This is a genomic window from Moraxella sp. K23 (genome assembly GCF_041154765.1).
In the GTDB taxonomy this organism is placed as follows: Bacteria; Pseudomonadota; Gammaproteobacteria; order Pseudomonadales; family Moraxellaceae; genus Faucicola; species Faucicola tetraodonis.
Window position 1 is genome coordinate 1,305,720 of the sequence record NZ_AP031595.1, and the last position, 22,657, is coordinate 1,328,376.

General features: G+C 45.7%; 22 protein-coding genes. 5 read left to right on the top strand and 17 right to left on the bottom strand.

The annotated features are described in order from the left end of the window. The first annotated feature begins 141 nt into the window (after positions 1 to 141). A complete protein-coding gene (locus ACAM37_RS05675; RefSeq protein ID WP_369625687.1) occupies positions 142 to 810 on the top strand; it encodes an alpha/beta hydrolase in 669 nt (222 codons plus the stop codon). A gap of 74 nt (positions 811 to 884) precedes the next feature. Here the strand turns inward: ACAM37_RS05675 and ACAM37_RS05680 are convergent, their stop codons facing one another. Beyond that, the gene (locus ACAM37_RS05680; RefSeq protein WP_369625688.1) at positions 885 to 1,307 is read right to left on the bottom strand and encodes a hypothetical protein; all 423 of its coding nucleotides are present in this window, start codon (positions 1,305 to 1,307) and stop codon (positions 885 to 887) included. Continuing rightward, on the bottom strand, positions 1,304 to 1,909 hold the full coding sequence (gene wrbA, locus ACAM37_RS05685) for an NAD(P)H:quinone oxidoreductase (RefSeq protein ID WP_369625689.1): 606 nt from the start codon (positions 1,907 to 1,909) through the stop codon (positions 1,304 to 1,306). The genes ACAM37_RS05680 and wrbA overlap by 4 nt, the downstream gene beginning before the upstream one ends. Positions 1,910 to 2,146: 237 nt before the next feature. Here wrbA and ACAM37_RS05690 point away from each other — a divergent pair, with 237 nt between their 5' ends. After that, positions 2,147 to 4,168 (top strand): YihY/virulence factor BrkB family protein, encoded by a 2,022-nt coding sequence (locus ACAM37_RS05690; protein ID WP_369625690.1) that lies wholly within the window; start codon positions 2,147 to 2,149, stop codon positions 4,166 to 4,168. Positions 4,169 to 4,249: 81 nt separating this feature from the next. On the opposite strand, the gene ACAM37_RS05695 is transcribed toward ACAM37_RS05690, so the two are convergent. The 3 genes from ACAM37_RS05695 to ACAM37_RS05705 are packed head-to-tail and all read right to left on the bottom strand — an operon-like array spanning position 4,250 to position 7,028. Further along, positions 4,250 to 4,774 carry a DUF2127 domain-containing protein gene (locus tag ACAM37_RS05695; protein WP_369625691.1) on the bottom strand — a complete coding sequence of 175 codons (525 nt, stop codon included), beginning with the start codon at positions 4,772 to 4,774 and terminating at the stop codon, positions 4,250 to 4,252. A 54-nt stretch (positions 4,775 to 4,828) separates the two neighbouring features. Beyond that, positions 4,829 to 5,995, bottom strand: a complete 1,167-nt coding sequence (locus ACAM37_RS05700; RefSeq protein WP_369625692.1) for a dihydroorotase — start codon at positions 5,993 to 5,995, stop codon at positions 4,829 to 4,831. Between the two features lie 49 nt (positions 5,996 to 6,044). Next, positions 6,045 to 7,028 (bottom strand): aspartate carbamoyltransferase catalytic subunit, encoded by a 984-nt coding sequence (locus ACAM37_RS05705; RefSeq protein ID WP_413816290.1) that lies wholly within the window; start codon positions 7,026 to 7,028, stop codon positions 6,045 to 6,047. A 296-nt stretch (positions 7,029 to 7,324) separates the two neighbouring features. Between ACAM37_RS05705 and ACAM37_RS05710 the strand changes: the two genes are divergently transcribed. Both ACAM37_RS05710 and ACAM37_RS05715 read left to right on the top strand, forming a co-directional pair. Beyond that, a complete protein-coding gene (locus tag ACAM37_RS05710; protein ID WP_369625693.1) occupies positions 7,325 to 8,302 on the top strand; it encodes a class 1 fructose-bisphosphatase in 978 nt (325 codons plus the stop codon). Then, positions 8,302 to 9,078 carry a TrmH family RNA methyltransferase gene (locus ACAM37_RS05715; RefSeq protein WP_369625694.1) on the top strand — a complete coding sequence of 259 codons (777 nt, stop codon included), beginning with the start codon at positions 8,302 to 8,304 and terminating at the stop codon, positions 9,076 to 9,078. The genes ACAM37_RS05710 and ACAM37_RS05715 overlap by 1 nt, the downstream gene beginning before the upstream one ends. Before the next feature lie 69 nt (positions 9,079 to 9,147). On the opposite strand, the gene ACAM37_RS05720 is transcribed toward ACAM37_RS05715, so the two are convergent. Genes ACAM37_RS05720 through xthA form a run of 3 tightly spaced genes read right to left on the bottom strand, consistent with a single transcriptional unit; the run spans position 9,148 to position 11,406 of the window. Further along, positions 9,148 to 9,330, bottom strand: a complete 183-nt coding sequence (locus ACAM37_RS05720; RefSeq protein ID WP_076775972.1) for an NF038104 family lipoprotein — start codon at positions 9,328 to 9,330, stop codon at positions 9,148 to 9,150. A 19-nt stretch (positions 9,331 to 9,349) separates the two neighbouring features. Then, positions 9,350 to 10,564 carry a bifunctional glutamate N-acetyltransferase/amino-acid acetyltransferase ArgJ gene (gene argJ / locus ACAM37_RS05725; protein WP_369625695.1) on the bottom strand — a complete coding sequence of 405 codons (1,215 nt, stop codon included), beginning with the start codon at positions 10,562 to 10,564 and terminating at the stop codon, positions 9,350 to 9,352. Positions 10,565 to 10,593: 29 nt separating this feature from the next. Beyond that, a complete protein-coding gene (gene xthA, locus ACAM37_RS05730) occupies positions 10,594 to 11,406 on the bottom strand; it encodes an exodeoxyribonuclease III (RefSeq protein ID WP_369625696.1) in 813 nt (270 codons plus the stop codon). Between the two features lie 286 nt (positions 11,407 to 11,692). Here xthA and ACAM37_RS05735 point away from each other — a divergent pair, with 286 nt between their 5' ends. Further along, positions 11,693 to 12,448, top strand: coding sequence for an IclR family transcriptional regulator (locus ACAM37_RS05735; protein WP_050324324.1), 756 nt, complete (start codon positions 11,693 to 11,695; stop codon positions 12,446 to 12,448). 103 nt (positions 12,449 to 12,551) lie between these two features. On the opposite strand, the gene ACAM37_RS05740 is transcribed toward ACAM37_RS05735, so the two are convergent. The 9 genes from ACAM37_RS05740 to ACAM37_RS05780 all read right to left on the bottom strand — a co-directional run bounded on the left by ACAM37_RS05740 (position 12,552) and on the right by ACAM37_RS05780 (position 22,515). Beyond that, positions 12,552 to 13,367, bottom strand: a complete 816-nt coding sequence (locus ACAM37_RS05740; protein WP_369625697.1) for a Cof-type HAD-IIB family hydrolase — start codon at positions 13,365 to 13,367, stop codon at positions 12,552 to 12,554. A 122-nt stretch (positions 13,368 to 13,489) separates the two neighbouring features. Next, positions 13,490 to 14,416, bottom strand: coding sequence for a 3-hydroxyisobutyrate dehydrogenase (gene mmsB / locus ACAM37_RS05745; protein WP_369625698.1), 927 nt, complete (start codon positions 14,414 to 14,416; stop codon positions 13,490 to 13,492). A gap of 34 nt (positions 14,417 to 14,450) precedes the next feature. Then, the gene (locus tag ACAM37_RS05750; protein WP_369625699.1) at positions 14,451 to 15,647 is read right to left on the bottom strand and encodes an enoyl-CoA hydratase/isomerase family protein; all 1,197 of its coding nucleotides are present in this window, start codon (positions 15,645 to 15,647) and stop codon (positions 14,451 to 14,453) included. Between the two features lie 13 nt (positions 15,648 to 15,660). Beyond that, positions 15,661 to 16,101, bottom strand: coding sequence for a hypothetical protein (locus tag ACAM37_RS05755; RefSeq protein ID WP_369625700.1), 441 nt, complete (start codon positions 16,099 to 16,101; stop codon positions 15,661 to 15,663). A gap of 13 nt (positions 16,102 to 16,114) precedes the next feature. Further along, a complete protein-coding gene (locus ACAM37_RS05760; protein ID WP_369625701.1) occupies positions 16,115 to 16,891 on the bottom strand; it encodes an enoyl-CoA hydratase in 777 nt (258 codons plus the stop codon). A gap of 41 nt (positions 16,892 to 16,932) precedes the next feature. Further along, positions 16,933 to 18,093, bottom strand: coding sequence for an acyl-CoA dehydrogenase family protein (locus ACAM37_RS05765; protein WP_007116828.1), 1,161 nt, complete (start codon positions 18,091 to 18,093; stop codon positions 16,933 to 16,935). A 169-nt stretch (positions 18,094 to 18,262) separates the two neighbouring features. Continuing rightward, complete coding sequence (locus tag ACAM37_RS05770; protein WP_369625702.1) at positions 18,263 to 19,756, bottom strand: CoA-acylating methylmalonate-semialdehyde dehydrogenase; 1,494 nt, start codon at positions 19,754 to 19,756, stop codon at positions 18,263 to 18,265. Positions 19,757 to 19,862: 106 nt separating this feature from the next. Beyond that, positions 19,863 to 20,471, bottom strand: coding sequence for a LuxR C-terminal-related transcriptional regulator (locus ACAM37_RS05775; protein ID WP_369625703.1), 609 nt, complete (start codon positions 20,469 to 20,471; stop codon positions 19,863 to 19,865). Positions 20,472 to 20,532: 61 nt separating this feature from the next. Further along, on the bottom strand, positions 20,533 to 22,515 hold the full coding sequence (locus ACAM37_RS05780; RefSeq protein ID WP_369625704.1) for a propionate--CoA ligase: 1,983 nt from the start codon (positions 22,513 to 22,515) through the stop codon (positions 20,533 to 20,535). Positions 22,516 to 22,657: the final 142 nt, after the last annotated feature.

The window sequence follows — 22,657 nt, forward strand, 5'->3', positions numbered from 1 at the left end:
ATTCTTATGGTAAACATTGCCTAGATAATGTGGTATGAATAAGCTAAAATCAAGCGTTATCCCTATTTTTAAGCTATCGGCTAATTATTTTTATGACAATTAATTTTTATGACATTTGTGTTTCACATGAAAGGAGAATTTATGAGTTTATTAAAAACGGTTGAAGTCATTCACAACCCTAATAACTTGCCGATTGACAGAGCCGTGATTTGGCTACATGGACTGGGCGCAAATGGTCATGACTTTGAACCGGTCGTCCCTGACTTAGGACTCGATGGCAACCATGGCATACGGTTTGTGTTTCCGCATGCTCCCGCCATTCCTGTAACCATCAACCAAGGCTATGTGATGCCAGCGTGGTATGATATTTTAGAAATGTCACTGGACCGCAAAATCGACACCGCACAGATTGAACAATCCGCCCGCGCGATTGGAGAATTAATCGCGCGTGAAGCCGAGCGCGGTGTATCGCCTGAGCATATCGTGATTGCAGGATTTTCACAAGGTGGTGCGGTCGCCTATCAAACGGCGTTAAGCTATGACAAACCATTAGCCGGACTGTTAACCCTATCGACTTATTTAGCGACCAAAGACAGCCTAACTTTAAGTGATGCCAATAAAAATCTAAACATTGCCATTCATCATGGCACACAAGACCCTGTCGTCCCAGTACAGCTTGGGCAAGAAGCCAAAGCATGGCTTGAGTCAAAAGGTTATCAGCCGCAGTTTTACAGCTATCCGATGGCGCACCAAGTATGTATGCCGCAACTCAAAATTATCGGTAAATGGCTAAATGATGTGTTGGCCTAACGATGTTTTAGCATAATTTTTTAGCATAAAAAGAGCGTACGTGACTGGGTGACTTGGGTACGCTCTTTTGGCAATTAGCCATTCATTTTTGGCAGTCGTTTTAACAAAATAAATAACCAGTAATTGACCAAACCCAATAAAACAAAATCCACCAACCAGACAGCCATCAACCCCCAATGCGTTTGATAGCCGTATTTTAGTGCAACCATACCACTGCCGCCCAAATATACAAAAGTGAGCATACTTAGCAGCAATAGCGCGTATGGGCTTTTGCCTTTCACGATATAAGGCGTTGATAATAGCGCGGGTATCAACCACAAAGCTTGCCAAGCAATCCCGCCGACCATAGCAGGCTTTGCACTTGCCAACCAATGCGTCAATAACGGTACTGCCAGCAATCGAAACCCCAGCCAAACCCACCATACTATGGTTAAGCGTCGGTGGATGGGGTAAATGGGTTTGAGCGCAGATAGTGAGTGTGGGTCTTTTTTTCTCATAACGCTTGTAATGCCTTGGCAATTTTGGCTAGACGCTGACCTTGGGCGATGGCTAACGTTTTTTCATCCGCGCTCATGATGTGGTCATGCTTTGCGCCGCTGACATGGCTTGCACCATACGGGCTGCCACCTTGGCTCGTGGTATTGAGCGCAGGCTCACTATAGGGAATTCCCACAATCACCATGCCATGATGCAGTAGCGGCGTCATCATGCTAGTTAATGTCGTCTCCTGCCCACCGTGCATGGTACCCGTACTGGTAAATACAGATGCTGGTTTGTTTTGCAAATCCCCCGCGAGCCAAATTGTGACGCTATTATCCCAAAAATACTTCATTGATGCTGCCATATTGCCAAAATGGGTGGGGCTGCCGAGTGCCAATCCCACACAGTTTTTTAAGTCATCCATGCTGGCGTACAGGTCACCCTCATCAGGAATACTTGGCGCAACTTTTTCAGTCTCGCTACTGACCTTGGGTACCGTGCGAATCCGAGCGGCTATGCCTGTGCCACTATCTTCAATACCTTGTGCGACCAGATACGCCAAATCTTTGGTCGAGCCATTTTGGCTGTAATACAACACTAAAATATAAGGTTGACTCATGGTTTTTTCTCACATCAATTTTGATAATTGTTACGTCAAGCTAGTTTGAGTAAATAAATTTTGATAGCAAGGTCAAAACAATCTACTAGCCAGATTGCCAATTGCAAAACACCAAAACTGTTCACAGTAATTCAATAAACAATTTTTTTGAATATGATACCATACTGCCATACAATCACTGCCTTTTTCGCCGATTTGATGGTCAAACTTTGAAATTTTTTATCAATAAGAACTACTATGAATGAACTCATTGCCAAACTAAAAAAATTATCCATTTTTAAACATAAATGGGTGCAGTTTTTGATGTACCTTATCAAAAATTTTATCGATGATAATTGTAGCCAAAAAGCTGCGTTATTGACTTATACCACGCTGCTGTCTATTGTGCCGATTTTAACCTTGTTGGTGGTGATTCTCTCCACCATCCCGCAGTTAGCAGAAGCGCGTGAGCAGATTCAAAACTTGATTTTTAGCAATATTTTGCCCAGTACTGGATTACAGGTCACCAAGTATCTTAACCAATTTACCAGTAATTCCTCCAATTTAACCATTATCGGTGTGGGTATTTTGTTTTTTACCACCATTTCCACTTTGACGACGATTGAAGCCGCATTTAACCAAATTTGGCGTGTTGAAAAAAAAGAGACCAGCTGGCTCAATCTTGTACGTTACTGGGTGATTATTACCCTGTTGCCTATTGTGCTTGCCATCGTCATGATTATCTCAAGTACGGTGCAAAGTCTGAGTTTTTTAAATCAAAAAATTGGCGGTTACGGGATTGACTGGGCGATTTGGGTGCAAATCGGCTCCATTGCGATTGTACTAATGGGCTTGGTGGCGATGTATTGGTTTGTACCACGCTGCCAAGTACGTTTTAAACATGCACTGGTTGCTGGTGTTGTGGTTGGGATTATCTTTGAAATCTTAAAACTCACCTTTGGCGTAATTGTTGACAACTTTACCAGTTATAAAGCGGTGTATGGGGCGTTTGCGATTTTGCCGTTGTTCTTACTTTGGATTTATATTTCTTGGAATATTATCCTGCTTGGGGTGCAAATCAGCTACTGCTTGACCATTTTTGAGACCAAAGAAATCTTTCCCCGTCATGCCTTGTTTAGCTTGATGGATATGCTAAACGTGTTATACCGTGAGCATAAAAAAGGCAATGTCGTCACCGAAGCCGGTCTGCGTGATGTGCTAGGTCGCCAAGAGATGCCAAATTGGTACACTTATATTAGCTTTTTACAAGATAACAATCTCATCACCACCAGTGACAAAGATGAATATGTGCTTAAACGCTCGCTCGATGATTATAGTTTTTGGGATTTTTATCAAAATATGCCCTATCCTTTACCGCATGAAAAGGATTTGCGAAAACTTAAAAATAACGCGCCTTGGACTGTGCAGTGGATTAATACCTTAGCCCGTGGTGAAGCCATGCTCAAATATAATTTTGATGTATCGATGGCAAGTATTTTTGACAGTATCGCACCGCGTCAGACCCCAAATGCCGAAGACATCGAGCCAGATACAGGAAAAAAAGATAAAGGTAAAGGCAACAAACTAGCCGGTCAACGCGAAGGCTCAGGACTATCAGGGGGGCAAGTCAGTGACGTGGTCAATGAAGATAAACGCATCAAAGAAACTGACGCCGAGCAAGCGACTGGCTTTGATGGTACGCTTGATTTTAAAGGTCAGGGTAGCTTATCGAGTCAACCGCGTGATTTTAATGCCCTAAATAACGATGAGTTATCGGATGAATTATCACATGAATCATCAGTTGCTAAGCAAGGTCATGATAATCACACTCGCCTGTCAAATGATAATGGGTTAGATGACAAACATCCGCTAAAAACGCTTGAAGAAAGTAATAGTGAATACGACAGTCATAGCGAAAACAAAGCGACTCCCTCATCCCCACAAAATGGCAATGCCACAGACGAGCATAAATTTGCGATTGACAATTATTTGAATGCCAATAATTTTGACAATATGCGTTGGGATATCAGTAACCTAGATGACACGAGTTTTAGTAATGAAATTACCACCACCCAAACAGTCCAATCAAAAATCCTAGCGGATGATGACAAACCAAAAGGTGACAATACGGCAGTGATGGCTAAAATTCGTCAGATTGTTCCTGCTGCAGTGTTAGAAAGTCCCTACAATCCGTTTAATTTTATCGCTAAAAAGATTCAACAGCACTCTGAAAAAAAAGATCCAAGAATCATCACGGATGATGATAAACCCGGCAGCTAGTTTGGGAAGTAAAAACAGCTAGTTTGGCGAGTAAAAAAGGGCAGACTCTGCCCTTTTTTACTCGCTTTTTTTATCAATAGCTTAAGCCTGTGTCATCTTTTTACCCAATAACCCTTTGGCGCGCATATTGCGATAAACCACCACAACAATGACGATATTTACTAGCAGTATCAAAAAGTTAAGCCAATTAAACCGATGGCTAAATAACTCATAAACTTCAAGCGGTAAAAACACACCATAGCCCAAAACACTATACCAATACGCCCATATCTTATCTCGATAAAGACCATAGGCTTCCACAAAACGCAGCAGCGCATAGCCTACGACTATCCAAAAGGCTTTTTGCCAATTTTGGTTTGCAACCCAAGCATAGTGATTCAGCGCTTCTATTTGGTGGTGCAGTGCCATACCCATGATACGATGCAGCGCCTGTGAAACCACCCGCGCAATCCATTGCAATTTATCATGCCCTACAAAAATAATAGCCGCCACCCCTAACGCTACCAGTCCTTTTACCAACTCATAGATAGCGACCATGATGATAGCATTCTTGGCATGATGCCTATTTGGCACTGTCGGGGCTAACTGCTTAAATGCCTTTGGCATGATTCATTACCGTATCCAATCTTGAAACAAACTTAAAACAAGCTTCAAACAAGCCTAAAAATAGACTTGCTCGACTTTCCCTGTCAGTTCGCTATTGATAAATGGCGTATTTTTGCCTTGCGATATCATCGATTCTTTTGTCACGGTCCAAGTCAGATTGGGGTCAACTAGCACCGCCCCACCCGTTTGATGATAGCTAGCTTCAATGCCAGCGATTTTGGCAGGGTTGAGTGCAATTTTTTCTACTAGCTGCGCTGGGGTCAAAATACCCTCTTTGACCAATTGACAAGCGAGCCCCATAAAAGTATCAAAATTGCTAATACCGGGTTTACACTCCGCAAATGGCGCTTGTTTAGCGGTTTTTGCCAATGGCTCATGGTGGCTACAAATCGCATCGATAGTGCCATCTTGCAAGCCTTCTAGCAGCGCTTTTTTGTCTGTATTGGAACGCAGGGGCGGCAACACATACGCCAAAGCATTAAAACCAATCAAGGCATCATCGGTCAAATGTAACTGGTGCATCGCCACATCACAGGTCACGGGCAAGCCCCTTTGTTTCGCCCAGCGAATCAAATCAATCGAGGATTTGGTGGTCAGCTGACCAAAATGTGCCGATACGCCTGTTTCTTCGACAATCAACAGCTGCTTGGATAACGCCACCGTTTCAGCAATCCAAGGAATCCCTGCCAAGCCGTGATAAGATGCGATGTAGCCATCATGGGCGACGCCGTTTTTGGATAGACTGGGTTCATCAGGGTAAAAAAATACTTTGATGTCATAAGTCGCTGCATAATCAAGGGCTTGCAGTAGTACGTCATCATTGGCGAATTTGCGGCGAGCATTGCTGACCCCGATGATGCCACCTTGCTTCAGCCCAAGCATATTGGCGGGTTTTTCACCTTCAAGACCTGCGGTCATCGCCCCTAACACATGCAGATAGATGCCGCCATCTTGATAAGCCCGCTCCCGCAAGCCTGCCAGTAACGAGCCGTTCTCAAGCACAGGATTGGTATCAGGTGGTATAACGACATGCAAAAAACCGTTTTTCCGAGCCGCGGCGCCTTCTGATTTTAGTGTACCATGCGACTGGTGCCCAGGTTCACGCAGGCGCGCACATAAATCCACCAGCGGCGGTAATAGCCATTTGCCCTCGCTGTCGATAGGGTTAAGCTGCGTGGTATCAAATTGCCAGTTGGCAGGTAAAAGATTTTGAAGCGTCATTGTTTTGCCTACTTTGGTTTTGCCTACTTTGTCATTTTTTTCGCTAAATTTAAGATGCGCTGCGTGCGGCACGTTGCCCTTGCATAGCCAGTGCCAACACCGCCATACGTACCGCAATGCCGTTATTGACTTGTTTTAAAATCACCGATTGCTCACCATCGGCAACAGTTGATGAGATTTCAACACCGCGATTCATCGGTCCTGGATGCATCACAAGCGCGTCAGGTTTGGCAAGGGCAAGGCGTTCGGTAGTGATGCCATACGCTTTAAAATACTCGGATGTCGATGGCAACAAAGGCGAGCCAATACGCTCATTTTGAATACGTAGACCAATGATGACATCACAGTCAACTACCGCCGCGTCCAAATCGTTATAGACACCGACACCATAACGCTCAATGCCTTTTGGTAATAATGTCTTTGGCGCCACGACGCGAATTTCTTTGACCCCCAATGTTTTGAGTGCTGCAATGTCCGAACGGGCAACGCGGCTATGCTTGATATCGCCGATAATCGCTACCGTTAATTCTTCAAACGGTCTTGGCGCTTCACGATAAATCGTGAGCATATCGAGCATCGCTTGGGTCGGATGCGCGTGCCAGCCGTCACCACCGTTGATGATGGCAATGTTTGGGGTGACTTCGGTTGCCATAAAATGCGCAGCCCCACTCGATGAATGACGCACCACAAAGATATCCGCTGTCATGGCTTCAAGATTCCACAGCGTATCGCGTAAGCTTTCGCCTTTTTGGGTACTGGATTTGGCAATATCGATACTGATGACACTGGCGCCAAGACGTTTGGCAGCCACATCAAAGGTGGTGCGAGTACGGGTAGAATTCTCAAAGAACAAATTCATCACCGTACAGCCTTCAAGCTCATCACTGTTACGGATGCTATTGGGGCGACCGGCATTGTCGGTTAAGTAACCATTGGCTTTTTCGATGATGGCCATCAGCTGGGCTTTGGATAACCCTTCTACACCGATAAAATGCCGCAAATCGCCTGCTGCGGTCAGTTCTGGCTTTGCCATCGCTTGATCAAGCTTGCTCTGTAGCGCTTCGTTGGATAGGGTTTGGGTGTTTAAAATATTCATCAGCCACCTAGATTTGTTGTTATTTGTATAAATTTTGCCTATTTTACCGTAAATCGGCTGGAATAAATACGCCAATATTTTGCGATTATCGCTGATAAGACGGGTCAAAAAGTGCTACAATTTGCGGCAAATTGTCTATATTTTTTTTAATTCATCAGGTCTAAATTCACACTGCTTAATCGTATATGATTGGCTTAGGGTGTTAATTTATAATTTTATAATAAGGTCTACTTATGTCAAATCTTGAAACTTATCTTGCCGCGCAAAACGCCCAACCTGCCGTTGCCGACATCATTACCACCATTACCAAAGTCGGCATTCAAATCAGCGACTTGCTCAAACGCGGCGCTCTCGCAGATATTTTGGGCGAAGCGGGTAACCAAAACGTGCAGGGCGAAGAGCAAAAAAAGCTCGATGTCATTGCCAATGATTTGTTACTAGACGCTTTGAGCAGCAATCCACACTGCGCGGGTGTGGCCTCTGAAGAATTAGATAACGCCACCCCTGCCAATCAAGATGGCGACGTGTTAGTACTGTTTGACCCGCTTGATGGCTCATCCAATATCGATATTAATATGGCAGTCGGTACAATTTTCTCGATTTTACCCTACCACCGCCAAGGTCACCCTGCGACGGATGAGGACTTTTTGCAAAAAGGGACTGAGCAGTTGGCATCGGGTTATATTTTGTATGGCACCTCAACTGTGATGTCAATCACGCTTGGTAAGGGTGTCGCCATGTTTAGTCTTGACCCAGACACCAAAGCGTTTGTGCAAATCAAAGACCAAGTGCAAATTAGCGCAGACACCAAAGAGTATGCGATTAATGCCTCCAACTATCGCTATTGGTTGCCACCGATGCAGCGTTACATTGATGAGTTTACGGCAGGTAAAACTGGCGTGCGCGGTAAAGACTTTAATATGCGCTGGGTGGCGGCGATGGTGGGCGATATTCACCGTATTTTGTGCCGTGGGGGGATTTTTAGCTATCCGTTTGACACCAAACACCCTGATAAACCAGGTAAATTGCGTCTGATGTATGAAGCCAATCCGATGAGCTTGCTGATTGAGCAAGCGGGTGGTATGAGTACCGATGCTATCAACCGTATTTTGGATATCGAGCCGACCAGTATCCACCAGCGGGTGCCTGTGGTACTGGGGGCAAAAAACGAAGTTGAATATGTGAAAAAATTACATGAAGAAGTCAAATAATGCTCATCACTTCAAAAGACAACCCAACCATCAAAACTGCCCATGCGCTACTCACTGGGTCGCGCCAGCGTAAAAAACTGGGCAAAACCGTGATAGAAGGCACACATTTGCTTGAAGCGTATCTAAATACTGGTCTCACGCCTGACACCGTGATTGTCAGCGAAAGCGGTTTGCACAATGACGAAATTATTGGGCTATTAAATCGTCTTAACAATGTGAAAACGTTAACGATTAGCGATAATTTGTATAAAGAGATTCGCACGCTGGGCGAGAGCCTGCCCATCATGGCGATGATTGATATGCCGCATTTAGACTTTAATCAGCCCATTACCAGCGATTGCTTAATCATCAATGGCGTGCAGGATAATGGCAATTTGGGTACACTATTTCGCACCGCCTCAGCGGTGGGAATTAAAACCATTGTCTGTACGATGGGCACCGCATCGGCGTGGTCGCCCAAAACCTTGCGAGCGGGCATGGGGGCAAATTTTAGTTTAACGATTTATGAAGGCATCAGCGTAGATGAGATTTTGATGAAGGTCAAAGTGCCGATGTTTGCCACGAGCTCACATACCGATCATATTATTTATCAGACTGATTTGAGACAACCGCTAGCCTTGATTATGGGACATGAAGGACAAGGCGTCGATGAGAGGTTACTTAGTCAATCTGCCCCGATCGCCCTACCCCAGCCCAATGGTCAAGAAAGCCTAAACGTGGCGATAGCAGGGTCACTGTGTCTGTATGAAATGTTGCGGCAAAGACGCTACGCATGATTGCCATAAATAATTGCCATCAATGCCATCAGTGAATGAGTGTGACATACATCACTAGACAGCCTGTGTTTAGTCTTTTTTGTCGTCACTATCACCTGGTATCACCGCTTTAGCGACGGCTACCGTGCCTTTGACCACCCCTTTGGTGGTCTTATAGGCAACTTTGACAGGGACAGTGACAACTTTATGCACACACCCTTGTAAGATAACAGCGGTGGTCAGCACAAAAAGCAGGGTGGTTAGTTTTTTCATTCGTTACCTTTAATTGACTTTAAGAACGATAATCAGCATTGATTTTGACATACTCGTATGATAAATCACAGGTATATACGGTATCACTCGCCTGCCCGCGACCCAGTTCAATATGAATGGTAATTTCAGGACGCTTCATCACCTGGCTGCCACGCGCCTCGGTATAGTCGTGTGCCAAGCCGCCGCGCTCGCAGATACGCACCTCATCGAGTGATACCGCCACTTTTGACTGGTCGAGCATCACGCCCGCTTTACCTACCGCTGCCAAAATACGTCCCCAATTTGGGTCACTGGCAAAAAATGCGGTTTTTACCAGCGGTGAATGCGCCACTTCATACGCGATTTTGGCACATTCTTCAGAGGTTTCACCGCCTGTCACTTTGACCGTGATAAATTTGGTTGCCCCTTCACCATCGCGTACAATTAATTGAGCGATTCGAATCATCACATTGTTAATCGCCTGATAAATCGCTTGATAATGCGGGTGATTTTCGCTGTCAATCATCTCCCCAACTTGTCCTGTGGCAATCAACGTACAGCAGTCATTGGTTGAGGTGTCGCCATCCACCGTGATGCGGTTAAATGACTGATTCACCGTGTCGGTCAAGATATGTTGTAGCAATGTTTTCTCAATGTTGGCATCGGTTGCCACAAAGCCAAGCATGGTCGCCATATTGGGGTGAATCATGCCAGCCCCTTTTGAGATACCTGTCACGGTATAGGTGATGGCATCAATCGTGATTTGTTCGCTATGTCCTTTTGGTGTGGTATCGGTAGTCATGATGCTGTGGGCGGCGCCAAGCCAATTATCTTCGCTTAAATTGGCTAAGGCGCTGTCTAACCCTGCGATAATTTTATCCGCCGGCAAGATTTCCCCAATCACCCCGGTGGAGTAAGGCAATACTTGCTCGGCTGCGACACCGGTTTTTTCTGCCAGTGCCACACACGTTGTTTTGGCACGCTGTTTACCGTCTTCACCCGTGGCAGCGTTGGCGTTGCCCGTGTTGACAATCAAATAACGCGGACTGTCTTTGCCGATAAATTCTCGCAGCAACTGCACAGGCGCGGCACAAAATTGGTTTTGCGTGGTGACAACCGCGGTATTTGCGCCCGCTATGATGTCAAAAACCGTTAAGTCTTTGCGCCCTGCGTAGCGCACGTGGGCTTCGGTGATGCCAATTTTTACCCCTTTCACTGGGTTTAATTTTACAAGTTCGACATTGCCAACTGGCATGAGAGCGCTCCTTACTGTTGTTTAATTGATTAATCCAAAAAATCTGCCCAAATCGGGGCATGGTCGCTGGGTTTTTCCATGGCACGCAAATCATAGCTGACGCCTGCACCGTTGAGCTTATCCGCCAAATCAGGCGTCATCAAGATATGGTCAATGCGCAGCCCACGCTTTGGCTCATCGTCAAATCCCTTGCTGCGATAATCAAACCAGCTCAGCGCTTGACCGTCGGCATATAACGCCCGATAAGTATCATGCAAATCTGTCGCTAGCAGGGCTTGGTACCACTCTCGCTCCTCTGGCAAAAACGAGCACGTGCCATTTTTTAGCCAACGTTTGACACTATCCTCGCTAATGCCAATATCAAAATCAAGCGGCGCAATATTCATATCCCCCATCAAAATCATACTGCGATTTTCTGCTTTAAGCTGCAAGATATAGTCGGTTAAATCGGCATAGAATTTGCGCTTCATCGGAAATTTGGTTTCATGCTTGCGATTTTCACCTTGCGGGAAATAGCCATTAAGCACATCAATATATTTGCCATTAAAATCATAGCGCGCATGGATAAATCGTCGCTGCGCATCGTCGCTATCGGTTGGAAAGCCTTTTTGTACAAAAATAGGTTTTTGTCGTGATAATAACGCCACGCCATAATGAGATTTTTGCCCAAAAAATTCGACATGATAGCCCAATTGCTGCACGCTCTGCAGCGGAAATGCTTCATCATGTACTTTGGTTTCTTGTAGCCCGATGACATCGGGCGCGATAATATCGCGAATGGCTTCAAGCTGGTGTGGGCGCGCCCGCAATCCATTGATATTAAAACTGACAAAACGCGGCATGTGTTTTCCCCAAATTGATAAATATGTCTTGGTATTGATAAATATGGCTTGGTTAAGCGTTAAATGCCGACTATATTAGCGGATATTGCCCGCAAGCTCAATTTGAAAGCAAATTGGGTCTGCAACACTGAGGTTATGCATGATGAACCCGCAAATAGCAGGTGAAGTTTAAAAAAATTTTGGTATAATCAAAAAACCTTGCACTTTAATCACTGCTAACTTTGCAAAATATTTTTTTCAATTTTTTCTGGCGACGTGCTGACCCTAGACTTAAAAAGACAATATAATGGCTCGAGTTTCTTCTATTACCCGTGTTTTAAAAATCATCGAAGCCGTGTCTGCGGCACAGCGTCCTTTATCCCCGCTGGATTTGTCTGAGATTTTGGATATTCCAAAACCAACCATGCACCGGCTGATACAGCAGCTGCAAGAAGAAGGCTTTGTGCGGGTCGATATCAATGGTACGATTGTGCCTGCGTCGCGTACGCGGCATATGGCGATTCATCTTTGGCAAAGCCAGCAAGTGGCGATTCAGCGGTTTGCGATTTTGCAAAGACTGGTCGATAAAATCGGTGAAACCTGTGGCATGGCGGTACCCTATTACGTCAACATGGTATATACCGACCGCGTACCTTGTCCTTCTGCCTTACAAGTGTATATGCCCACTGATTCGCAAGCACCCATTTGGTGTACGGCGGCTGGTAAAATCTACCTCAGTACGCTCACAAAAGATGATAGGGTCACGCTACTAAAAAATTTATCGTTAACCGCTATCACCCCTGCCACAATTACCGATAGGGATGCGCTCAATCAAAGCCTTGAACAGGTAGCCAAGCAGCGCTATGCAATTTCTGATGAAGAATATATTGCCCAAGCGGTCTCAATTGCTGTGGCAATCAATGACACCCAAGGTCGTTACATCGGCTCACTGTACACAACCGCACCCAAAACACGCAAATCCCTCGAGGATTTGATTGGGTTTGTACCGGATATGCAAAAAGCTGCGGATGATATTCGAGATGCGTTTTTTGGGGAAATTTAAATGTTATCCTTGACAGTTTTGACAAGGCAAAGTTAAAACGCTCAAAGCGATTTTATTGATAGATTTTATATAACATGGCGGGGCTTAATCATTTGCTGCCTCATCAATGTGGCAACAAACCCAAATGTTGTAAGCCCTGATAGATGCCATCTTCCCACGCAGCTGGACATACATAGTCAGCCGCCGCTTTCACATCGGCATGGGCATTCCCCATCGCCACGCCAAAGCCGACTGTCTGTAACATTTCGATATCATTCACCCCATCGCCGAATGCCATCGCATCTTCAAAATCCAGCCCCAGTTTATTGAGCGCCTGCGCAATGCCGCGTGCCTTCGAGCCCGTAGCATCTAGAATATCGATACCGTTTTTATGCCAGCGCATGATTTTTAAAGTCGAGGGAAATTCAAAATTTACCTGCGTGTTGTCAGGATGAAATGCCACGACTTGATAAATAGGTATCGACAAATCAATGTCATCATGACGGGCAGTACGGTAAGCTATTTTAAGCGAATTCAAAGCTTCTGACAGCGCATCATCTTCCGCTAACGCGATAATTTCCGTATCGGTCATATAGGCATAGGATAAATTATTTGATTCAACATAATCGGTAATCAGTTTAATTTGCGCAGGGGTCATCGGATAATGCGCTAACAATTCCCCTTGGTGATGACTGCATTGACCGTTGATGGTGACCAGCACATCGATACCCACGGTTTCAATGAGCTCATACACCGCTTTGGGAAAAACCGCACGACCCCGACCGGTGGCGATAGCGACCATAACGCCTTGCTGCTTTAATTGTTTGAGTGCCTCAATCGCGGATTGTGGCACCCTTTCTTGCTGCTTGATGTACAACGTGTCATCAATATCAAAAAAGACAATTTTTGGTTTTTTGGGGCGTGCTGTTGGCTTAGACATAATAAAACTAATGCGATAAATTAGGATTGACGCTAATTCTACCCTATTTTTGGGTTAACTTTTGAATTAACGATCAGAAAAAAGCCAGAAAAAAATCCTAGCTTTTTGCTAAATGCCAAAACTTATTGCAGAACGTTCGCATCATAATGCGCCATAATGCTTGAGAAATCTTTATCCCCATGTTGCTCACTATGTTTGGTGTAAAGCGCCGTCGCTTGGTCTGCCATTGGCGTCACCACCTTGGTATCATTGGCTGTTTGTTTGGCAAGGTTCATGTCTTTGAGCATGAGTTTACTCATAAATCCACCGGTATAACCACGGCTTGATGGCATGGCGTCACCAACATCGGGATGCGGATTACACACTTCTAGCGCCCAGTTACGACCGGTGCTGGCTGACAAAATACTGGCTAAGACTTTTGGGTCTAAGCCGTTTTTGGCGCCCAAATTCATGGCTTCTGCTGTCCCTGTCATAATCACACCAAGCAGCATGTTATTACAGATTTTGGCGACTTGACCTGCACCGACCTCGCCCGCGTGAAAGATATTTTTTCCCATCGCCTCTAAAACGGGTTTGACCTGCTCAAATTGCTCAGCTTGCCCGCCCACGATAAAGCTAAGTGTCCCTGCTGCTGCCCCTGCCGTACCGCCTGATACGGGCGCATCCATAAAACCAATACCTTTTTCTGCCGCGACTTGCGCAACTTCACGCGCATCACTCGCTGCGATGGTACTACTATCGACCAGCAAGGTATTTTTACCCACCACATCGAGCAAGCCTAGATTACCGTCTTTACCCAGATACACCTCTTTGACATGTTGACCTGCAGGTAACATGGTGATGACCATATCCACCTCTTTGCTTGCGTCCACAGGTGAAGTCGCCACGTTTGCCCCTTGTTTGGCAAGGTCGTCTAGCACGGCGGTGTTTAGGTCAAATACGTTTAAGGCAAAGCCATTTTTGATGAGATTTTCTGCCATCGGTTTGCCCATATTACCAAGTCCGATAAAAGCAATTTTTTTAATGGCTGTTTGTTGATTATTTGGCATATACATTCCTTGTATGTTGTGGTGTTTGTAAACTTTATACAGCAAGTTTGGCTAATTTTGCTGAGAGCGAATCGCTACCCAACCAAGACTCAAAGGGATGTTCGCTATTGGGAAAAGCTGGCGCAAGATGTGACTGGATATAGCGGGCATCGCATTCATCAAGGGTTTTACGCCATTTTGGCGATTTGTCTTTATCAATCAGTAACGCGCGTACACCCTCACGAAAATCGGGGTAATTAACACAATGTAGCGACGCATTCATCTCTATATATAGCACTTGCTCAAGCGATAATTTGCTGGCATGTTTAAACATCTCAACCGTTAATGCCGCACTAACAGGGCACCCGTGCTGATAAGTCTCGACCGCTTTGGTGAGCCATTTATCCGCTTCGCCGTTGACTTTGGTAAAGTTGTCATCGCGCAACGCTGCATCTATATCATGCACTGAGCCTTTGTTTACTAGCGCTTGGATAGTATTAAAATGCTTCATCAAATGACTCTCTGCTAAATGCTCGGTATGATGAATTTTGGCTAAGGCTTGACTTGCGATATCATGTAAACTGTTGTCAGCTTGCCAATTGGCTTGTTTTAGCGCGTCAAGCACTTTGTCGTATTCGCTACTTGCCACCGCATACTCAGCAAGGCTAGAGAAAATCGCATCGTTGGCGTTGCAGTTCGCCCCTGTCAAGCCCAAAAACAGCCCAATTTTGGCAGGCATGCGCGCCAAAAACCACGAACCTGTGGCATCAGGGTATAAGCCGATGGTAATCTCTGGCATGGCAAAACGGGTAGTTTCGGTGACGATACGATGGCTACACATCGCCATCAAGCCCATGCCACCGCCCATGACAATACCATTACCCCACAAGACAATCGGTTTTGGGTAGAAGTGCATTTGCCGGTATAGACTGTATTCGTTTTCGAAGAATTCAACCCCGTACGGATTGGGCTGCTGCATAGGCACTTGGGGCGGGGTGTCAATCATGCTGTCATACAGTTTGCGGATATTACCCCCTGCACAGAACGCCTTGTCGCCACTTCCCTTTAGCAAAATAGCGACGATGTTGTCATCGGTTGCCCACTTGGCGAGCTGATTTGCCATCAGTTTGCACATATCGACACTTAGGGCGTTTAGGGCTTTCGGGTCGTTCAATGTCATTGTGCCGATGTGGTGACCACAGTGGGTGGCTATCGTTTCAAATATTACAGGTTGTTGATTTTCCTCGCTCATTTTTATTTTCCTATTATAGTCCGATATGTACTAAGCATTTATTTGGGTTATTTTCAACAATTTGACAAAACTCAACTAATTGATAAAGTTGCGTTAAAACAGTGGATTTATCAAAAGTTTGAGGTTGGTTAAAACGGTTTAAATCAAATGTTTGGTTTGCATTTTCAAAAAGTGCAATCCAAGCCAAAATTAACTTTTTAAAACTAGTAATTTGATTTGGATAAAGCGTATTCACACCTTCAAAATCTAATCCTTGATAAACTACGTCTTTCTCATCAACACTAAAATTAACCCATTCTAAACTATCGGCTAAATATCTAAGTAATTTATCATCAATATAAGTGTAATGATTTTTTATTAGTAATTTATTTTCCCATTCTTCATTTAATGGGTGCTCATATGCAAAAATTAAATTGGTAATATCGGTTATGAAGAATAGTTGAATTTCACTCATAAATAGTTTTTGTTTATTTCCACTGTGGCGAGCGTTTTTCTAAGAACGCATTGACGCCCTCTTGTTGGTTATCGCCATCAAACAGCTTAATAAATAACTCACGTTCCTTTATCCAGTTAAAACTTGGTGGCTGATAACGTGCCGACATAATCAAAGTCTTGCTTGACGCAATCGCATCAGGGGATTGCTTCGCCACTTGTTGAGCCAATTCTAAAGCCGTTTGTAACCCTTTGCCACTTTCCACGACTTCTTCCACCAAACCAATTTGCAGCGCCTTATCTGCCTTAATACGCTCACCGCATAAAATCATCCGTTTTGCCCAGCCTTCACCCACCAGCCACGGCAAGTTTTGCGTACCGCCTGCACACGGCAATAAGCCAACAGATAGCTCAGGGAGTGCCATTTGTGCATGGCTTTCAGCAATGCGGATATCACACGCCAACGCACATTCAAGACCGCCACCCATGGCATAGCCGTTGATACAGGCTATCGACACGCCACGGAAATCCGATAACGCTTCAAATGCTTCTCCAAATGCCATCGCCATCTCCGCGGCTTGACCTTTGTCACCACTGGCAAAACTGTTTAAATCCGCCCCTGCGGAAAAAAACTTTTCGCCATCGCCATGTACTACCAAAGCGGTAACTTGTTTGTTGGAGTTTAAATCATTTATCAGTTGTTTTAAACTGGCTAAACTCTCCTTGGTCCAAGTGTGGGCAGGCGGATTGTTGAGCGTCAAAACCGCAATGTGATTGTCGATTGTTAATTTTAAATTGGTATAATTTGACATGGTAAATTCCTTTTAAAATTCTTTTTAAAATGCCTTTAAATTCATTGCAATCTTGCCAACGCCCCATCTTCCATCATTTTGCGAGACACAATCATCCGCATCACTTCATTGGTGCCTTCAAGGATTTGATGAACGCGCAAATCGCGCACATGACGCTCTAGCGGATATTCTTGTAGATAACCATAGCCACCGTGTAGCTGCAGCGCTTGGTTGGCGATATCAAAACTCAAATCCGTGGCAAGGCGTTTTGCCATCGCACAATACGCCGTGGCATCGGGCGATTTACTATCCAAATGATACGCCGCCAATCGCACCATCTGCCGAGCCGACACCAAATGGGTGAGCATATCGGCAAGTTTAAACTGCACATTTTGGAATTGGTCAAGGGTTTTGCCAAACTGGCTACGCTCCTGCACATACTGCACGGCACGGTCAAGGGCAGCTTGAGCCGTACCCACCGCACACGTGGCGATATTGATACGCCCGCCATCCAAGCCTTTCATGGCAAAGGTAAAGCCCTGTCCTTCTTCACCCAGTAGATTTTCGGCAGGGACTTTAACATCGGTAAAATGCACTGCCGCGGTCGGTTGGTTTTTCCAGCCCATTTTATGCTCATTTTTGCCATAGCTGATGCCATCGCTGTTAGCATCGACGATAAAGGCAGACACGCCTTTTGCCCCATTGTCGGAGGTGCGCGCCATCACCACAAGCACATCGGTCGCCCCTGCCCCAGAGATAAACATTTTTTGCCCGGTAATGTGGTAATAGTCGCCTTGTTTGACCGCTTTGGTTTTTAATGAACCCGCATCTGAGCCAGCATTAGGCTCTGTCAAACAGTAACTACCCAATTTTTCGCCCGCTAATAGTTCAGGCAAGTATTTTTCGGCAACCTCGGGTTTGGCAAACTCGCCAATCATCCAAGCGACCATGTTGTGAATGGTCATGAATGCGGCGGTTGACGTATCGCCATACGCCAGTTTTTCAAAGATAATCGCCGCATCAAGGCGCGGCAAGCCCAGTCCGCCAAAATCAGGGTTGGTGTAAAGCCCCATAAAGCCCAGTTCACCGGCGGCTTTGAACACCTCTTTGGGAAAATAGCCTGTGGCATCCCATTCGGCAGCGTTGGGCGCAAGCGATTTAGCGGCAAATTGAGCAGCCAAATCAGCAAAAGCTTGTTGGTCTTCGGTGAGAGAAAAATTCATGGTAAATTCCTTTTTATGGCTAAATTACATCCATGCCATCAGTCGTTGCCAAGCGTTGCTTTAACTTAATGCAAAATCGCGACGCTTGGCTATATTGGCTATAACGTTTTTAACCTGATAGCTCAATTCAATCAGTCTTAATCACGAAATATTAATTGTTAACGTCTATTTATTTTAATGAAATGGTAGTGTTCACGCCTTTACTGGCTTCATCATCAAACCAACGCGCGGTGACGGTTTTGGTTTGGGTATAAAACTGCACCGCTTGTTTGCCATAAGGACCTAAGTCACCCAACTTACTGGCGCGAGAACCGGTGAATGAGAACATCGGTAGTGGCACCGGAATGGGTAAATTAATACCGACTTGACCCACATCAATATCTTGTTGAAATTTATGCGCTGCCGCACCTGATTGGGTAAAGATAGCCGTGCCATTACCGTTTGGATTGGCATTGATGATGGCAATCGCTTCATCTAGGCTATCGGCATACATGATATCAAGCACCGGTCCAAAGATTTCTTCTTTGTAGCAAGTCATATCGGTAGTGACGTTATCCAAAATAGTCGGTCCGACAAAATTACCGTTCTCAAACCCTTCCACCTTGATACCACGACCATCGAGCAGGACTTGTGCGCCTTCATCCGCGCCCGCTTGGATTAGACGTTCAACACGCGCTTTGGCCGCTTTTGAAATCACAGGCCCTAAGTCTTTGTCATCTTTACCGGCTGCCACCACCAATTTTTTGGCACGTTCCACGATGTCACCCACCCAGTTTTTGGCTTCACCGACTAGAATCACCACGGATAACGCCATACAGCGCTGACCTGCGGCTCCAAATGCGGCACCAGCTAGTTGGTTAAGACATTGTTCTTTATTGGCATCGGGTAGGATGACCGCATGGTTTTTAGCCCCCATCATACATTGCACGCGTTTGCCTGCTTGGCTGGCGCAGTTATAGACGTGTGTGCCGACGGCAGTAGAACCCACAAATGAGATGGCTTTGATATCGGGGTGGTCACAAATGGCATCAACAGTGTCTTTGCCGCCATGTACTACGTTTAACACGCCTTTTGGAATTCCCGCCTCTAACGCCAGCTCTACCAAGCGCATGGTGACCATCGGGTTTTGTTCTGATGGTTTTAATACGAAGGTGTTACCGGTGGCAATCGCCATTGGGAACATCCAAAGTGGAATCATGGCGGGGAAGTTAAACGGGGTGATACCCGCACATACGCCAAGTGGTTGCTGAATATTATACATATCCACGCCAGTCGCTACGTTTTCGATAAACGCGCCTTGTTGCAGATTGCCAATGCCTGAGGCGTGTTCGACGACTTCAAGACCACGGAACACATCGCCTTTGGCATCGGCTAGGGTTTTGCCTTGTTCTTCGGTGAGCATGGCGGCAAGCTCGTCCATATTGTCACGAATCAGTTGTTGGTATTTTAAGAAAATGCGCGAGCGCGTGTTGATTGGGGTTTTGCGCCAGGTTTTGAACGCTTCTGCCGCCGCCGCGACGGCTTGGTTGATTTCATCGGGGGTAGTTTGGGGTACTTTGGCAATCACTTGTTGGGCGGCTGGGTTGGTCAGGTCAATCCACTCACTAGTGGTTGATTCGACAAATTCGCCGTTGATGAGTTGTTTTACAGTTTGGGTAGTCATCGTAACAATCCTTGTTTTTACCGTGTTGGGTGTATAGCGTTTGATAGCGTTAAACGCGTTGCAAAACAGTGTGAATGAGTTGGGGGGTACTGTCAATAATACTTAATTACTTAAGTATTTTTTCTGGCGTAGTTTTGCTAGAGTGGTTTTGCTGGGCGGCTGCCATAGGGTTAATGACAATAATTTTTGAGGCTAGCTCACCTTTGCTGCGAGCGCCCAGTTTTTTCATTAAGTTGGCTTTATGCACTTCAATGGTTCTGGGGGATAAACCAAGTGACTTACCAATCTCTTTACAGGTATAGCCATTGACCACATATTGCGCAATTTGGGCTTCACGTGCGGTGAGCTGCGATTCGGACGATACTTGCGGTTTTTTTTCAAAATGCCAAATTGCCAGTTTGAATGGGTCATCTGGGGTTAAGGTGCGTCCGTGGGTAGTTGCCCAAAATATTTCCCCTGTTTTGTGACGCATAAAGCGCTCATCGCAGTAATGCATATTGGTCTGTAATCCCAAACCTGTTAATGCTTCTTTGCCAATTTTTTCAAAATCTTCGACACTGGGAAACAATTTTTGCATCGATTGATTGAGTAGCTCATCGTGCGCATAACCGAACAAATTGGCAAAGGCATCGTTGAGCGCTTTGATACGCCGATAGCTTAATACCACTATCGGCGTGGGCGCGTGCTTAAAAGCCAGTAAGGCATAATTTTCCATCACAATCACCCCTGATTTTTAAGCCCTGACAACTTATTGGTGGATAACTTATCGATTGCCATTAATAATCCGCCATCGCTTGTCTGACCGCCTCAATCGCGGTTGGGTCATCCAGCGTACTCATGTCGCCTGTTTCTTTGCCTTCCGCCAGTGCCTTGATAGAGCGGCGTAAGATTTTGCCTGAACGGGTTTTGGGTAAAGCTTTGGGAAAATAAATAGCCGCAGGTTTAGCAAGGGCGCCCAACTGTCTTGCGACTTCACCCACGATTTGCTGCTCAATGCGGAAACGGTTTTCGGTTTCTGCTACTAAGTCATGATTTTTTAGAATACAAAAGGCAATGGGTAACTCACCTTTAAGCTCGTCATGGATACCAACCACCGCTGATTCGGCGACTTCGGGGTGATGACCGATGGCTTCCTCGATTTCTTTGGTACCCAAACGGTGACCTGCCACATTGATGACATCATCGGTTCGCCCTAGAATATAGTAGTAGCCGTATTCATCCATCACCGCATAGTCTGATGTTGCGTATTGTTTGCCATCGAGTAGTGAAAAATAGCCATTGATAAAACGCTCGTCATTTCGCCAAACGGTGGCCAAACAACCGGGTGGTAAAGGTGCGGCTAACACCAGCATGCCTTTTTCATTGGCTTGGCAGGGTTCGCCTGTGGTTTCATTGATGACTTTGGCGTCAAATCCAAACATCGGATAGCCGGGTGTGCCTTGTTTGTGTGGCTTGTGGTCGGGATTGTCTGCAAATTTTGGGGCATGGCTTAGGATGGGCCAGCCCGACTCAGTTTGCCAATAGTGGTCAATGATTGGCACGCCCATGTGACCTGTTAGCCACTGGGCAGTTGGCTCATCGAGTGGCTCACCTGCCAAGAAGAATGATTTTAGGCTTGAGATATCGTGACGGCTCATCCACATTTCGTCTTGTTTACGCAGCATCCGTACGCCTGTCGGTGCGGTGAACAAAATATTGACTTTATTAGCTTCGACAATTCGCCACCAAATCCCTGGGTTTGGCGTGGTTGGCAAGCCTTCATAAATAATACTGGTCATGCCTGTCAGTAACGGGGCATAGATGCTAAACGAGTGACCCACTGCCCAACCGATATCCGAAATCGCCCAAAACGTCTCGCCCGCTTTACCGTTATAGACAAAATCCATCGCGGTGGCCAGGGCTACCGCATGGCCGCCTGTGTCACGCTGTACGCCTTTGGGTGTGCCTGTCGTGCCCGAGGTATATAATAGATACGATGGCGCATTGGACTCTAGCCAAACACAATCGACTATGGCATTGTTGTCGGCACTTATTGCCCGCTCAGTAGCATAGTCGATGTCCTGCGGCTCAGCTGTGTATGGCATAATGCCACGGTCAATCACCAGCACATTGGTTTTGACTTTGGCTTCTTCGACCGCTTTATTGACCAAGTTTTTATAATTAATGAGCTTGCCGCCGCGCAGCCCTGCATCGACCGTAATCACCATTTTGGCTTCGGCATCATCCATGCGTACAGCGAGGTTATGCGAGGCGAATCCGCCAAATACTACCGAATGAATCGCCCCGATACGCACACAAGCGAGCATGGCATACGCTGCTTCCAAAATCATCGGCATATAGATGACAACACGGTCGCCTTTGTCGATGCCATGACGTTTTAGCACATCGGCAAAATAGTTTACTTCTTTGTATAAATCGTTGTACGTTAAGCGGCGTTTGGCATAGTCGGTATACAGTTCAACAGGGTTGCCCAGTGCCTTAAAAGCTTTCTGAATATTGGGGTAATTATCAATCATTTCAGCATTGATTTCGGTAGACACCCATACAAAGGCATCTTGCTCTGCCCGGTTTTCAAGGTGGCGATCGACCATGTTGTAACACAAATTGGTTTCCCCACCGACAAACCATTTGGCAAAGGGCAGCTTACTATCATCTAAAATTTGGGTGGGTTGTTGATGCCAATAGATTCGTTTGGCTTGCTCGCCCCAAAAGGCTTGTTTGTCGTTGATGGATTGATTGTATAAGTCAGAGAAACTCATTGGCTGTCCTTAGCTAGAATCTTAACGGATGGTGAAAGTCGCTTGCAGGTTTGGTTTTCAGAGGTTGGCAAAATATCTTATTGCTTAGCAAAGCCTATCATTGCATTCATTCTTTGAATTCACTCCTTGAATTCATTTTATA